The sequence below is a fragment of the Spirochaetota bacterium genome (genome assembly GCA_017999915.1).
Classification (GTDB): Bacteria; Spirochaetota; UBA4802; order UBA4802; family UBA5550; genus RBG-16-49-21.
Map to the genome: position 1 here is coordinate 70,864 of JAGNKX010000005.1, position 12,862 is coordinate 83,725.

Annotated in this window: 14 protein-coding genes; 9 read left to right on the forward strand and 5 right to left on the reverse strand. The window is 55.0% G+C overall.

From position 1 onward, the window contains the following. Positions 1 to 65 precede the first annotated feature (65 nt). On the forward strand, positions 66 to 1,934 hold the full coding sequence (locus KA369_09010) for a cache domain-containing protein (protein MBP7736095.1): 1,869 nt from the start codon (positions 66 to 68) through the stop codon (positions 1,932 to 1,934). Positions 1,935 to 2,336: 402 nt separating this feature from the next. Beyond that, positions 2,337 to 2,924, forward strand: a complete 588-nt coding sequence (locus tag KA369_09015; GenBank protein ID MBP7736096.1) for a TetR/AcrR family transcriptional regulator — start codon at positions 2,337 to 2,339, stop codon at positions 2,922 to 2,924. 157 nt (positions 2,925 to 3,081) lie between these two features. Here KA369_09015 and KA369_09020 read toward each other — a convergent pair whose 3' ends face one another. Then, positions 3,082 to 3,465: a PilZ domain-containing protein gene (locus KA369_09020; GenBank protein MBP7736097.1), complete on the reverse strand. Its 384-nt coding sequence runs from the start codon at positions 3,463 to 3,465 to the stop codon at positions 3,082 to 3,084. Positions 3,466 to 3,696: 231 nt separating this feature from the next. On the opposite strand from KA369_09020, the gene KA369_09025 reads away from it, so the two are divergent. From KA369_09025 to KA369_09055, 7 genes are all read left to right on the forward strand, one after another. Further along, positions 3,697 to 4,413 (forward strand): hypothetical protein, encoded by a 717-nt coding sequence (locus KA369_09025; GenBank protein ID MBP7736098.1) that lies wholly within the window; start codon positions 3,697 to 3,699, stop codon positions 4,411 to 4,413. Continuing rightward, positions 4,407 to 4,613: a hypothetical protein gene (locus KA369_09030; GenBank protein MBP7736099.1), complete on the forward strand. Its 207-nt coding sequence runs from the start codon at positions 4,407 to 4,409 to the stop codon at positions 4,611 to 4,613. The genes KA369_09025 and KA369_09030 overlap by 7 nt, the downstream gene beginning before the upstream one ends. 364 nt (positions 4,614 to 4,977) lie before the next feature. Beyond that, positions 4,978 to 5,316, forward strand: a complete 339-nt coding sequence (locus KA369_09035) for a hypothetical protein (GenBank protein MBP7736100.1) — start codon at positions 4,978 to 4,980, stop codon at positions 5,314 to 5,316. Positions 5,317 to 5,399: 83 nt separating this feature from the next. Continuing rightward, entirely contained in the window at positions 5,400 to 5,645 is a 246-nt protein-coding gene (moaD, locus tag KA369_09040; protein ID MBP7736101.1) for a molybdopterin converting factor subunit 1, read from the forward strand. A 9-nt stretch (positions 5,646 to 5,654) separates the two neighbouring features. Next, a complete protein-coding gene (locus KA369_09045) occupies positions 5,655 to 6,071 on the forward strand; it encodes a molybdenum cofactor biosynthesis protein MoaE (GenBank protein MBP7736102.1) in 417 nt (138 codons plus the stop codon). Further along, a complete protein-coding gene (locus KA369_09050) occupies positions 6,058 to 7,290 on the forward strand; it encodes a cofactor-independent phosphoglycerate mutase (GenBank protein ID MBP7736103.1) in 1,233 nt (410 codons plus the stop codon). The genes KA369_09045 and KA369_09050 overlap by 14 nt, the downstream gene beginning before the upstream one ends. Before the next feature lie 325 nt (positions 7,291 to 7,615). Continuing rightward, positions 7,616 to 9,091 carry an SH3 domain-containing protein gene (locus tag KA369_09055; protein MBP7736104.1) on the forward strand — a complete coding sequence of 492 codons (1,476 nt, stop codon included), beginning with the start codon at positions 7,616 to 7,618 and terminating at the stop codon, positions 9,089 to 9,091. Here the strand turns inward: KA369_09055 and KA369_09060 are convergent. From KA369_09060 to KA369_09075, 4 genes are all read right to left on the reverse strand, one after another. Continuing rightward, positions 9,078 to 10,031: a sensor histidine kinase gene (locus KA369_09060; protein MBP7736105.1), complete on the reverse strand. Its 954-nt coding sequence runs from the start codon at positions 10,029 to 10,031 to the stop codon at positions 9,078 to 9,080. The two genes, KA369_09055 and KA369_09060, sit on opposite strands and share 14 nt — an antisense overlap. A 44-nt stretch (positions 10,032 to 10,075) precedes the next feature. Further along, on the reverse strand, positions 10,076 to 10,282 hold the full coding sequence (locus KA369_09065; GenBank protein ID MBP7736106.1) for a hypothetical protein: 207 nt from the start codon (positions 10,280 to 10,282) through the stop codon (positions 10,076 to 10,078). 296 nt (positions 10,283 to 10,578) lie between these two features. Continuing rightward, entirely contained in the window at positions 10,579 to 12,324 is a 1,746-nt protein-coding gene (locus tag KA369_09070) for an MCP four helix bundle domain-containing protein (GenBank protein MBP7736107.1), read from the reverse strand. 321 nt (positions 12,325 to 12,645) lie between these two features. Beyond that, entirely contained in the window at positions 12,646 to 12,852 is a 207-nt protein-coding gene (locus KA369_09075) for a hypothetical protein (GenBank protein MBP7736108.1), read from the reverse strand. Positions 12,853 to 12,862 lie beyond the last annotated feature (10 nt).

A 12,862-nucleotide genomic window follows, 5' to 3' on the forward strand; every position in this document is an offset into this window, starting at 1 on the left:
GGAGACACCCGTTTATACATACATTCTCCGCTCAGACACAGTAAATCAAAAAGGGGGCATCAGACATGAAAACCAAAATAGCCTTTCTCGGAAATCTCAAAATAAAAACAAGGCTCTTCCTATCAAGCGCAATTATCATTGTACTGTTCATCAGCGCCTTCGGGCTGTTCCTGATTCCAAAGATGAGAACAAGCATCATCGACCAGAAAAAGCTGAAGCTCAAAGAAATTACGGAGATCGGCATAAGCGTCGTCCAGGACCTCTACAACAAGTCCAAAAACGGCGAGATAACCGAAGAGGAAGCCCAGGCACAGGCGATGGCCACGATCAACACCCTGAGATACGGTCCCGAAGGAAAGGACTATCTCTGGATCAACGACTTCAGCCCCACCATGATCGTGCACCCCTTCGCCAAGAACCTCGAAGGGAAAGACCTTACGGATTACAAGGACCCCCACGGCAAGGCCATCTTCGTCGAATTCGCGAAGATTTGCAAGGAAAAGGGGAAGGGATATGTAGACTACATGTGGCAGTGGAAGGACCAGAAGGACAAGATCGTGCCGAAGATCTCCTATGTGCAATCCTTTAACCAGTGGGGATGGATCATCGGCACCGGCATGTACATCAATGACGTCAATGACGAGATCTGGTCCATACTCTTCGTTGTTATCGGGGTGTTCGCGGGCGTAATCGTGCTGATGTTCTCCATATTCTACGGGATCTCAAGGACCATCACGACGCCCATAAACGGCATCACCGATATGATGAGGGACATCGCCGAGAAGAACGGCGACCTGACCAAGCGCATCCAGGTGGCTTCCACGGACGAGATCGGCGAGCTGGGTACGTGGATCAACACATTCATCAACGACATACACGACATCGTCGCCCAGGTGTCAATCAACGCGACGCACCTGGCCCAGACGGTCGAGCAGATCTCGAGCGGCAACCAGAACCTCTCGCAGCGCACCTCGGAGCAGGCATCGGCTCTGGAAGAGATCGCCACCATCATAGAGGAAGCGGTCGCCACCATCAAGCAGAACTCGGAGAACTCCGAGGAGGCGAACCGGAAGGCCGAGGAAACCGCCCAGGTCGTGCAGGAAGCCAAGGACCTTTCGATCAAATCGATCCAGCTCGCGGAATCCGGCGGCGTCGTGGTGTCAAAAGCCGTCGACTCCATCAACGAGGCGAACAAATCGAGCAAGAGGATCGCCGAGATACTGAAGGTCATCAACGATATCGCCTTCCAGACCAACCTGCTTGCCCTGAACGCGGCCGTCGAGGCGGCCCGGGCCGGCGACCAGGGTCGGGGCTTCGCGGTGGTCGCCGGCGAGGTGCGAAACCTGGCGCAGCGGTCCGCCGGCGCCGCCAACGAGATCAACGAAATGATCACCGATTCCATCAACAAGGTGGAGATGGGGACCGAGCTGGTTTCACAGAGCGGCGATTCACTGGTCGGGATCATTGAATCGGCGAAAAAGAACGGCGAGGCGCTGGAGCGCATCATCGTGTCGGTGGGCATGGTGGGACAGCTTATCTCGGAGATCGCGGCGGCCGGCGTGGAGCAGCGGCAGGGGATCGAGCAGATCAACACGGCCATAAACGAGATCGACACCACGACGCAGAAGAACGCCTCGCTGGTCGAGGAGACCGCGTCGGCCAGCGAAATGCTGGTGAACCAGGCCAAGGATCTGATGAACCTGGTCCAGAAATTCGTAATCAACGAGGAGGATGTTTATCGCTCGGAAGAGGAAAAGAAGCATGCGCTCCACATGGAAGAGCTGAAGCGCATCGAGGACCGGAGCTCATCCGCGCACCATAGCGGGAACGGGAACGGCAGGAACCGCGCAAAGGTGGACCTGGGGGCGATCAAAGGGACTGAAAAAAAGCCGATCAGCGAGATCATGAGAAAAGAAGGTTTCAGCGAATTTTAGGTGAAATGCAGGGGCATGGCATGCCGTGTCCCTGCATTTCACCATGCTTTGAGGGTGAGGCCACAGTCGTAAATTGGGGGTATGGAGCCATCCCGCTCGTCCGCCTCGTATAACATCCTGTTGACTCGGCGGAATCGGCGACGTCCGTGTCGCCTACTCGCCGGGATGACTCCATACCCCTAAAAACATACTGCCACACACGGTAGGGCATAATAAAACAAAAATTTTTATTTACAAAAAATCCTCAAGATATATAATTTCCATCCAGTCGGGCTGTATTCAGTCCAATTACTATCATCACTTAATTTAATAGGATAGAAAACGGCAGTCCGATGCTGAAAAGAATCATAGTACGTCTGATTATCAGCGACAATCAGAACGAGGGAACAATAGTTATCCAGCATGAAAAAAGAACTCAAGGTCATAAAGAAAAAGAAGCACATCATTGAAGCGCTCAAGCGGTGTCTCGAGCAGGACGTATACTCGCAGGTATCCCTCGAAGACGTCGCGAAGGAAGCGGGCTTTTCCAAGGGAGGACTCCGCCACTATTTCCCCACGAGGGAAGAGCTCTACGTGGCCCTCATCGAGAACTTCTTCAACCAGATCCAGAGGGACCAGATCGGCGTCGTCCAGGGCCTCGACCTGGACAAGAACGACAAGGCCCTGATCACGACCCTCTTCGGAATCGAGAAATTTCTCCTCGACAAGAAGAACATGCGGATCCTGATCAACATCATCCTCTACGGCTTTGAAGACGAAAAGATACGCGAGATCATAAAGAAGTTCATCAGGAACCACCTGAACCTCTACTCCACCACCATCAGGGAGCTGAAAAGCGGTGTCGAGGTCGCCGAACCGGAGGCGCAGTTCATCGGCAGGATCACCCAGGTCATTCTCCTCTTCGCAGGCATCCTGGAATACATCGATCCCATCAACGTGGACACCCCGAAGCTGATCGAATTCATCCTCACATTGTATAAACACGACTAGGGAGGGAGATTAAGGCCGGCTTTACAGAAACATCCTGTTTCATGCCGGCAGGGGGACATCCTGACCCCCCGGGCACGCCCCTTAAAGGACAAAATACCCCCTCCCGATACATCGGGAGTGCGGGGTCTTTTACCGCATGATGTTCAGCGCGCGTCGTCTATCGGTTGGACCTGATCTTTTCAATGATATTCGACAGTGTCAGCCTGTCTTCCGGCGAGATCACGTCGATCTCGACGCCGCACCGGTAGATCATCTCACTATCTTCGAATCGGACCGTATTCCACTTGTTTTTCACCGAGACCATGATCTTTTCATCGCCGAAATCCACGGTTATCATATAATTATCCATGGATTTTATTTTTTCAACCTGGGATCCGGAAATGTAAGGGATCTCGATGCCGAAGCCCTTGGGACTCAGATCGACAAGCATGCCCATGAGAGTATTGTCAAAATCAAAACAGCATCGTGCCATGCCGGTCGCGGCTTGCCGGCCGGTTTCTTCCCTGATGGGACACCTGTCAACCCGTCGTGCGTTATCCATTGAATTGGCCCCGTGGTTTGATGTCTTTTTAAACCGGTAGTATGCCTGCCTCGTACTATAACAGCGCTGATAATTTTTCAAGTAAATTACTTGGAGCTCCCCCCTTTTTTGACGGCAACTTTTTAACAGGCATCAAAAGAATTTATTGACACTCCCCGCGAATCCTGTTATCATATCATTCATAATCTGACACATTGCTTTGGTGGCAAATCAACTTTGGAGGATCCCGGAATGTTTAAAAAAATGACAATAGCCCTCATGGCTCTGGCGTTTATCATGCCATTGTACGCGCAGGATAAAAACAAGGCGGCGGAAGAAAAGGCCGCGGAGGACAAGAAAACCGCCGACGATAAAGGGGCCGACGCGAAAAAAGCGACCGCCGACAAGCAGAAAGTGACGGTATGGCAGGAAATAACCCTGGAAGATTTTGAAACGACCCCGTACACGAATAAAAATCTCACCTTCAACGTGACCTCGGACCAGGACGCGAAGCTCTCCATCCGCGACCAGCAGCCGTCAAACGCCAAATCCAAAAAATACCTGGGCCTCAAGGTGAAGACGCGGGGCGGCGACATCATCACCATCAAGCCCGCCAAGGATATCATCATCGATAAATACTGCAAGTCCATATCGTTATGGGTTTACGGCAAGAAAACCTACGGCGAGCTTTCCTTCATGATCCAGGACACGAAAAAGAACAATCACAAGATCGTTATCGTGCCCGTGGTCAATTTCCTCGGATGGAAGCAGTTCACGGTGCTCCTGACCGGCAAGATCCAGCAGGAAGACGATTTCCTGAACCAGAAAAAGTTCATGAAGATCATCAACTTTCAATACAAGACGGTCGGCAACAAGACAAAACCCTCGGAATGGGAATTCATATATCTCGATGACTTCACCGCGACGGTGCGGGAGCGCTACGACGACAAGCAGAGCGACGAATGGTAAAAACGGCGCACCCAGGGCGCTGTGGGAAAAAAGCGGCGGTTTTGATCGCCGCTTTTTTTATTGTTATGCAACATATCCCGGCGCCGCTGATGCGCGGCCCGGTGCGGGATGCTATTCATATGAGAGTGACAATATGCTCTTCGCGCGCGCAGGCGATACAGTACCTCAATCCTTCCCTGCGGTTTTTCCGCGGTATGTAGAAATGGTTCAAGTTATTGATTTCTTTGCCGCACCGTGAACATTTCATAATGCTTCCCTCGCATTAATGAGAATCAGCAACCGGCCCGCACCACGCCGCTCCCCTCTCCACGGTTCATCGGCCGGAGCTAAAACCGACGGGGCATGTGACCGGAAACAAGTCTGTTAGAATTATCGGCACCGGTCGGCCGATCTATTAATGAAATATCTTATTGCTGGTTATCGTCCAAGCCGAATAATTCCTTTACATTCGGCGTAGTTCTTACAGAAATTTTTTAAAATTTGTGTTTACAGTAATAAGTGATATTCTAACATCGCCGTTGATATAATTTTAACACTTGTTTTTATTTTTTCCAGAGGGAATCTATGCCATCAAAACCCAAAAGCGGAGCTGCATCCAAGAATAAAACCGAGCACCGCAAAACCGAAATCAGGCCTTCCAGGGTTAAAACAAAAAAAGTTAACCTTCTCAAGCTTTACTCGGAAATGAACAAGCTGTCCAACGACGCCGTGGACAAGGAAGTCATAAAACGCTTCAAGATCATCATTGACACCATAGAAGATGATATTACGAAAAAAAGCCTGCTCCTTATTCTCAAGGAGCCGAAGAACGTGACCGTTTCCGATTTTGGCGACAGCCTGCAGCCGTATATCAAGCATTATCTTTTTCTGTTAAAGAGAAACAAGAGAGCCAAAAAAGTATAGGCTGACAAAGGCGCGGGGTCGTTTTCATTTCCTCAACGACATGGCCCCGGGCCGCCGACAATAAAACAACCGACGATTTTAATATGAAGATAAAAATCAAGGCATTCGCCAGCGTCAAAGAGATGTTCGGCTTCGAGGAAAAGGAGCTTACCGTTTCCGAGGGCATTACCGTGAAGGACATCATCCAGCAGTTGAAAAAAAGCTATCCCCCCCTTAACGATTTCAACGGATCCCTGCTCTTCGCCATAAACGAGGAATACTGCCGGGAAACCGCTTCGCTTTCGGAAGAGGACACGCTGGCCATCTTTCCGCCGGTGAGCGGAGGATAATACACGCCCATGATTTCCATCATACTCCAGCAGGAGCCGATCGACACCGACCGGATCCTGGCCGAGGCGGGAACATCCGCGGACGGCGCCGTGGTAAGCTTTATCGGCCGCGTGCGCGACAACTCCCGCGGAAAGACCGTGATCCACATCGAGTACGAGGCATACGGCGAGATGGCGCGCAAGCAGCTCCGCAAGATAGTGGACGAAGCCGTGGCGCGGTGGTCCCTGAGCTGCTGCTCGGTGGTGCACCGCTTCGGCCGGGTCGGCATCGGCGAGGCCAGCATTGTCATCGCCGCGTCGACCCCTCACCGCGACGCCGCGTTTCAGGCGGTGCGTTATATAATCGACGCCATCAAGGTCGATGTTCCCATCTGGAAAAAAGAATTCTACTCGGACGGTTCCAGCTGGATCGATGGAAAAGAATAGCGAACCGAAATATATCATCCTCCTGGGAGACGGCATGGCCGACCTGCCCATCCAGTCCCTGGACGGCAGGACCCCCCTGGAATACGCAAGCACTCCCAACATGGACCGGCTGGCCGCCGGCGGCATAACCGGAATGGCCCGCACCGTGCCGGACGGGATGCAGCCCGGCAGCGACATCGCGAACCTGTCCATCCTCGGCTACGATCCCCGGAGCTTCTTCTCCGGCCGCGCCCCCCTGGAGGCGCTCAACATGGGCATCGACCTGGGCCCGCGGGACCTCGCCGTCCGCTGTAACATGGTGGACATACGTGACGGCGTCATGGAGGATTTCAGCGCCGGCCACATCTCTTCGGAATTCTCCGCCGTCATCATGAAAGAGCTTGCCGGGAGCCTTGGCCTCGCCGCCATGGAATTCCATCCCGGGGTGTCCTACCGGAACATCGTGGTATGGAGGGGCTATCCCCACGGGGGCCTGCCGGTTACGACGCCGCCCCACGATATCCAGGGCCGGGCCGTCGGGGCGCACCTTCCCCGCGGGGACGGCGCGGACATGCTGAACCGGATCATGAAAGAGTCGGCGGCTGTCATCGCCTCATCGAGAGCGGTCCGGGACGCGGCGTCGGCATATAAAGGCACGCCCACGTCGGTGTGGCTCTGGGGCTGCGGTAAAAAGCCTGCCATGGAGACCCTGGGCAAGCGCTTCGGCCTGCGGGGCCATACCATATCCGCGGTGGACCTGGTCCACGGCCTGGGCAGGGCGGCGGGCCTGACGCCCCTTTCCGTGCCGGGCGCCACGGGCTACATCGACACCAATTACGAGGGCAAGGCCGCGGCGCTCCTCCGGGCTCTCCCGGATGCGAACTTCATCTTTCTCCACGTGGAATCGCCGGACGAATCAGGCCACGAAGGGAACCTGGAGCACAAACTCCGGTCCATCAAGGACTTCGACCGCAAGATCGTGGGGCCGGTGATGGACGGCATCTCGTCGTATCCCGAACATACCGTGCTCGTGATGCCGGACCACCCGACCCCCGTCAGCATCCGCACCCACAGCAGCGACCCGGTCCCCTTCGCCATCTATTCCTCCACGGGATGGAAAGGCACCCCCTACGAGGGGATGAGCGGCGCCGCCTTCAGCGAGAAAAACGCCTCCTCCACCGGCCTCTTCGTCGCCGAGGGCCACCGCCTCATAGAGCTCATGCTGTATAAGAAATTATAGTTTCTAAAGGCGAAATATGCCTGCTTAGTGCGTTGTGGAACTAAGCAACAAACAATCAATCAACTCTAAAACGAGCAAAACAGGATGTTTTGCGTCAAGCGAGGATGGTTCACGATGAACCTTCCGCAGCAAAACAACAATCGGTATTTGCCTGCAAACAAACAGAGCAATAAACAGGCATATTTCGCCCGATTCAAATCAAATATATTTTAAAATCATTTTACAAAATTATTTTTTATTTGAAATTCTCAAACAGCTGCCCATCTATGCCGTATATCGCCCGCGGGGCGCCGGGCACAACAATGAAAGAATAGAGGAAGGAACCATGAAGAAGGGTGCAATAATAGGAATCATCGTCACCGTGATCGCCATAGCGCTGGCCGTAACGGGGTTCTTCGTGTTCGCCAAGAACGACATAGAAAAAGCCATCGACGAGTTCGAGGACGGAGACTACAAGGAATCGATCCTGATGCTGAACCGCCTCGCCAAAACTGCCGATTACGATAGGGGCGAAAAGGTCTATTATTACCGGTGCCGCGCCATCAACCGCCTGGCCTCGAAGCTGGAGGAGAAATTCAGCGACGAGCTCGTCGAAGCCGCCCAGGAAAAGAAAAGCACCGAGAGCTATCGCGAGTCGAAAAAGGAGATCGAGGAATACCTGGCCGGTCTCAACAGGAAGATCGAGGGGGACCTGGCCCTGGTCCCGGCGATGAAAAAGAGCCGCATCGTCCCCCGGGGGAAATTCTACGAGGAGTTCATGGCACGCTACCGGGGCAGCGGCCTCATCGAGGACCTCCAGTTTGAGGAGGTGCAGAACCTGGGCAAGACCGATCCGGACCGCCTCGTCCCGGCCATGATCAACTTCTACAACAAGTATCCCAACACCGATTACATAGCCAGCATCGTGAAGATACTCTTTGACGGTCTCCAGTCGGGCAGGCTCACGGCCTCCGGCAACGAGGAGATCCTCTGGGAAATGATCATCGCCTACGTGAAGCGCTACCCCACGAGCCCGGAGACCAACAAGCTCTATTCCTGCACCGGCGACAACGTGAACCTGCGCAACTCGCCGGGCGTCGGCGGAAAGCTGGTGGGCAAGATCGCCCACGATGAGATCCTCATACAGCTTGAAAAATCGATGGACACGACCCAGGTGGGGGACGTGCGCGACTACTGGTACCGCGTCGCCAGCCTCAAGGGCCCCAAGGGATGGATCTTCGGGAAGTTCCTCGCCCCCATCGACCTCACGAAATACAAGGAAACGGAAACCGAGGAAACCTGGACCCTGGACGAGCGCTTCGCGGAATGGAGCGATTCCCACACGCCCGCCAACTGGACCCACGTTCCCGGCGGAGAGAGCGCGGGCATCAACTTTTCCAACAAGGGCGGCAGGAAAATCGCGGAGCTCAACTCCGCCAAGGGATCGACGTCGGGGCTCTTCAGCCGCTTCAGCGCCTCCCGGGCCTTTTCCATACAGTCGCGGGCCCGCTTCACCGGGGGCGACGGCCTCACCATCTTCGCCTATTCGCCGGGGGGAGACGCCGCGTATTACGTGAGGCTGACGGCGGACCAGGTCGAGTTCTGCGGCAGGACGATCCCCCTACGCACCCTCGACTGGCACGATTTCCTCCTCTCCAGCGAGGACGGCCGGTTCGCAAAGCTCACCATTGACGGCGAGATGGTGTCGACCAAGATCGAGCCGGTAAAAAGCGGCAGCTTCCCCACGCGGGGAATATACTGTCTCTTTTCGGCAAAGAATGAGAACTCCCGGGGCGAGATGGAATTCATCAAGGTGAGGTAGCGTCGTCATCCGGGATGGGCGCCGTCCGTATCCGGAAGGCGATGGTGCAGCAGGCCCCGACGGGAGTATTGTAAACCGCCGAGCCGCGGAGCTGTCCCGTGAGGATGTTCACCAGTTCCAGGCCGAACCCCTTTTTGGCGTCAGGCGGTCTGGCGTCGAAGCCGACGCCGTTATCCAGCACTTCCAGCACGCAGTACTGGCCGTAGAGCCTGAAAATGATGTCGATGCGGCCCCGCCGGCCGTCAGGAAAGGCGTGCTTCAATGAATTATCCACCAACTCGTTCAGAATAAGGGCGCAGGGAACCGCCGTCTCGATGGTCAGGCCGATATCCGCCACCGAACGGACAATCTCGACACGGCCGGCGACATCGGGATACTGGGAGCGGATATAGTACGTATACTCCTCCACGAATTCCCCGAAGTTCAGCGACTGCAGCCGGTTTCCCCGGTACAGGCGCTTCTGGATCAACGATATGGCGTGGATGCGGTCTATAAAGCCGCCCAGCATGTCCAGGTAATTCGGGTCCCCGAAGCGGTCCGCCTGGAGCCGGAGGAGACTCTCGATGATCTGCAAGTTGTTGTTCACACGGTGATGCACCTCTTTGAGAAGGGCCTGCTTCTCATCTTCCAGCATTTCAATGCTGCTCTTTCCGGCGCCGTTTTCATCGGCCTTTTCCCGGGCCACCCCGATGACCGACTTCACTGTGCCGTCGGGACCATACTCCGGCATGAAGCTGAATTCCACCGTGCTTGCCCCGCCGGCATTTTCCCGGATCACGGTGCGCACCGCCGGCACGCCGTCCCGGAGCACTTCCTGGAACATCAGCTCGATGGCCTCATCGCTCTTTGCGGCGCCGGATCCGACGCCATCCTCCTCCATCGATTGCATGCCGCTCACGAAGAGCCTCTTCATCTCCCGGTCGTATCTGTAGATGGTCATTCGTTCTCCTTCCATGACATAACCCGGATTTATTTTTTATTATATCAATGAGAAACGCTATCCCTGCTTTCCAGCAAATCGGCTATAGCATCGAACCCCTTCTCCATGACGCCGTAGAAATCGCGGATATTCGCCAGAAGCCGTTCAATCTCCCCGGCGTTCATAGACTCAAGACCGCCCTCAACCATGGTGGTCTTTAGGTCATCGAGCTGCCTGGTCAGTTCGTTCAGATATTTCATGTTCGGTTCCATCTTTAATTCAACCTCCGCATTACTGCATTTATGACACCGGGTAAAGGATCGACGCAAGGCCATCCCGCATAACAGCGTGTGCATCAATTATGTAAACAGCGGTATTCGTGCGCGTCGAGAGCATTTGATCCATGGTTCATACCTTTCCGGCCATACTGCCTGCCTGCTGCTGCGGCTATCAACACATCCCCCCATTAAGAGGAGGGTGAGAGGGGGCCTCATATTTCCCTGAACGGTCATACAAGGCCCCCTCCGGGGGGGGGTGAGTGCTGTGGGAACAACAATCAATAATTATATCAGAATTCCTCGAAGCCTTCCTTATGCAATAGGTCTTTCATCTGGTCGCCCGGCAAGGCCCTTGCAGCTACCGCATCAGCGCCTTTTCCGCGGCCATTGCCGTTTCCGTCGGCGAGGGCCTTCTTGGAATTTTCGGCGGCCCTCAGATGAAGCTCATGATGCTTCTTCTTGTACGCGTCATTCTGCATCTGCTCCCTGATCTTGAACTTCCGCACCATGTCAAGCAGCTCCTGGGCCTGGTTCGCCATCTCCTCGCTGGCCGACGCCGTCTCTTCCACCAGCGACGCGTTCTGCTGCGTCATGTTGTCCATCTCCGATATGGCCGTGTTGATCTGGTTTATCCCCTGCTTCTGCTCCTGGGAGGCGGCGGCGATCTCGTTGATTATCTGCGACGTGGTCTTCGCCGCCTCGGATATCTCGTTCAGAGAGCTGCCGGTCTGGTTCACCAGCTCGGTGCTCTTATCCACCTTGCTCAGGGCATCCCGGATGAGGCTCTCGATCTCCTTGGCCGCGTTCCCGGAGCGCTGGGCCAGGTTCCGCACCTCGCCGGCCACTACCGCGAAGCCCCGCCCCTGCTCGCCGGCCCGGGCCGCCTCGACCGCCGCATTCAGCGCCAGCAGGTTCGTCTGGAAGGCGATCTCGTTTATGGTGGAGATGATGTCCGCCACCTTCTTGCTCGACTCGTTCATCTCCACGATGGCGTTCACCGCCTCAACGGCGACCTTGTTCCCTTCAAGGGACTTCACGGAACCACCCTCGGTGAGGTCCTTCGCCCTGATGGCGTTCTCCGCGTTCTGGTTGATGGTGGCCGTGGCCTCCTCGATGGTGGAGGCGATCTCCTCCAGCGACGACGCCTGCTCGCTGGAGCGCTGTGACAGGTTCTGGTTGCCGCTGGAGATCTGCTCCACCGCCTGGGACAGGTTCTGGGACGCCACCGTCACATTGGAGATGAGCGACTCCAGGCTGTCGGCGGCCCGGTTCAGCGCCACAGCCAGCTGTCCCAGCTCGTCTTTCTGGTCAAGGTCGATACGCTGGGTCAGGTCGCCGTCGGCGATCTTCCGGGCGAAGTCAAGGCCCTTCCCCACCGGCCGCGACACGGCCCCTGAGAGTATGGCGGTTATGACCATCCCCATGGCTATGGCCACGACGAGGAACGCCACGGCCATGATGGTCGTGTTACGGGCGCTGGCGGACTGCTCCGCAAGGAGCTTCTCAGCCTCTTTCTGCTGGACCTCGATGAGCCTGTCCGTCTGGTCCCGGAGAGCCTGGTATTCCACCTTCCATTCCTCAAGGTACTTCTTGCTGAGGGCGAGGTCCCGGGCGTCCAGGGCCCTGGCGAAGGATGCCCTGAAAGCCTTCGGCTTCTCCGCCAGTTTTTCCCATTCATCAGCCAGTTTCTTCTCCTCCGCGGTCATCGCGGTGGAGGTGAACTTCTTCCAGAGCTCCATGTATTCACCGGACAGCTTTTTGGAGTCTTCCTTGCGCTTCGCCACCTCGCCCCAATCGTTATTTTCCGCGCTGAGCATTTCCTGCACCATGTTGACGCGAATCTGCAGAAGGTTCCGCATGATGTGGTTAAGCTGGCGCACGGGGGTGAAACGGTCATTGTAAAAAATGCCGAAATCGGCATCGGCCGTTCTTATGGCGTAGATCCCCTGAATTGAGATGGCTGCTATGATGACCAGGAATACAAGGCATGACAGAAAGACCTTCAAACTCACTCGTAAATTATTAAACCATTTCATTGCCCGTTACCTCCTCATAAGTATCTTTGGATTGATCATATTTCTCCAGGAATCGTTTAAGCACGGACACATTACAGGCTGTTCTGTTCTACGCGGATTGCAATGGAGCCGTCTTATGATTAAGCTACCATGCCGAGAAGAGCTTGTAAATAATCTCAAGAGGGTAAAAATGAAGAGTTTGATGTATATTTTTTTAAAACGATTATAAATGAAGAGTTAAAAAGTATTACACAGTTTATGAAGGATTTACCCTGAAGGTGGTAGTGATTGTCTAACCAAAAGGGTTAAACCGATGGGGACGGCTCGGGGCGGCGGGTCACTTTATCCTTTTGTTCCCCCGTTTTTCTCGATTTCATCGGCCAGCTTTTGCAGCTCCGACTCCAGGAGGGCATAGACGTCCCGGAGCTGTTCGAGAAAGAGCTGCATCTCCCCGCCGGTCATGCCCCCGAGGTTCCCGTCGGCGATCTTCTGCTTCAGCTCATCGAGCCGGCTGGCCAGATCGGCCAGGTATTCAATATTGGCATCCATATAATTTACA

What these genes read in the sequence shown, in the direction of transcription:
- KA369_09010 (MBP7736095.1), top strand. Translation starts at nt 66, where the DNA reads ATGAAAACCAAAATAGCCTTTCTCGGAAATCTCAAAATAAAAACAAGG.
- KA369_09015 (MBP7736096.1), top strand. Translation starts at nt 2,337, where the DNA reads ATGAAAAAAGAACTCAAGGTCATAAAGAAAAAGAAGCACATCATTGAA.
- KA369_09020 (MBP7736097.1), bottom strand. Translation starts at nt 3,465, where the DNA reads ATGGATAACGCACGACGGGTTGACAGGTGTCCCATCAGGGAAGAAACC.
- KA369_09025 (MBP7736098.1), top strand. Translation starts at nt 3,697, where the DNA reads ATGTTTAAAAAAATGACAATAGCCCTCATGGCTCTGGCGTTTATCATG.
- KA369_09030 (MBP7736099.1), top strand. Translation starts at nt 4,407, where the DNA reads ATGGTAAAAACGGCGCACCCAGGGCGCTGTGGGAAAAAAGCGGCGGTT.
- KA369_09035 (MBP7736100.1), top strand. Translation starts at nt 4,978, where the DNA reads ATGCCATCAAAACCCAAAAGCGGAGCTGCATCCAAGAATAAAACCGAG.
- moaD (MBP7736101.1), top strand. Translation starts at nt 5,400, where the DNA reads ATGAAGATAAAAATCAAGGCATTCGCCAGCGTCAAAGAGATGTTCGGC.
- KA369_09045 (MBP7736102.1), top strand. Translation starts at nt 5,655, where the DNA reads ATGATTTCCATCATACTCCAGCAGGAGCCGATCGACACCGACCGGATC.
- KA369_09050 (MBP7736103.1), top strand. Translation starts at nt 6,058, where the DNA reads ATGGAAAAGAATAGCGAACCGAAATATATCATCCTCCTGGGAGACGGC.
- KA369_09055 (MBP7736104.1), top strand. Translation starts at nt 7,616, where the DNA reads ATGAAGAAGGGTGCAATAATAGGAATCATCGTCACCGTGATCGCCATA.
- KA369_09060 (MBP7736105.1), bottom strand. Translation starts at nt 10,031, where the DNA reads ATGACCATCTACAGATACGACCGGGAGATGAAGAGGCTCTTCGTGAGC.
- KA369_09065 (MBP7736106.1), bottom strand. Translation starts at nt 10,282, where the DNA reads ATGGAACCGAACATGAAATATCTGAACGAACTGACCAGGCAGCTCGAT.
- KA369_09070 (MBP7736107.1), bottom strand. Translation starts at nt 12,324, where the DNA reads ATGAAATGGTTTAATAATTTACGAGTGAGTTTGAAGGTCTTTCTGTCA.
- KA369_09075 (MBP7736108.1), bottom strand. Translation starts at nt 12,852, where the DNA reads ATGGATGCCAATATTGAATACCTGGCCGATCTGGCCAGCCGGCTCGAT.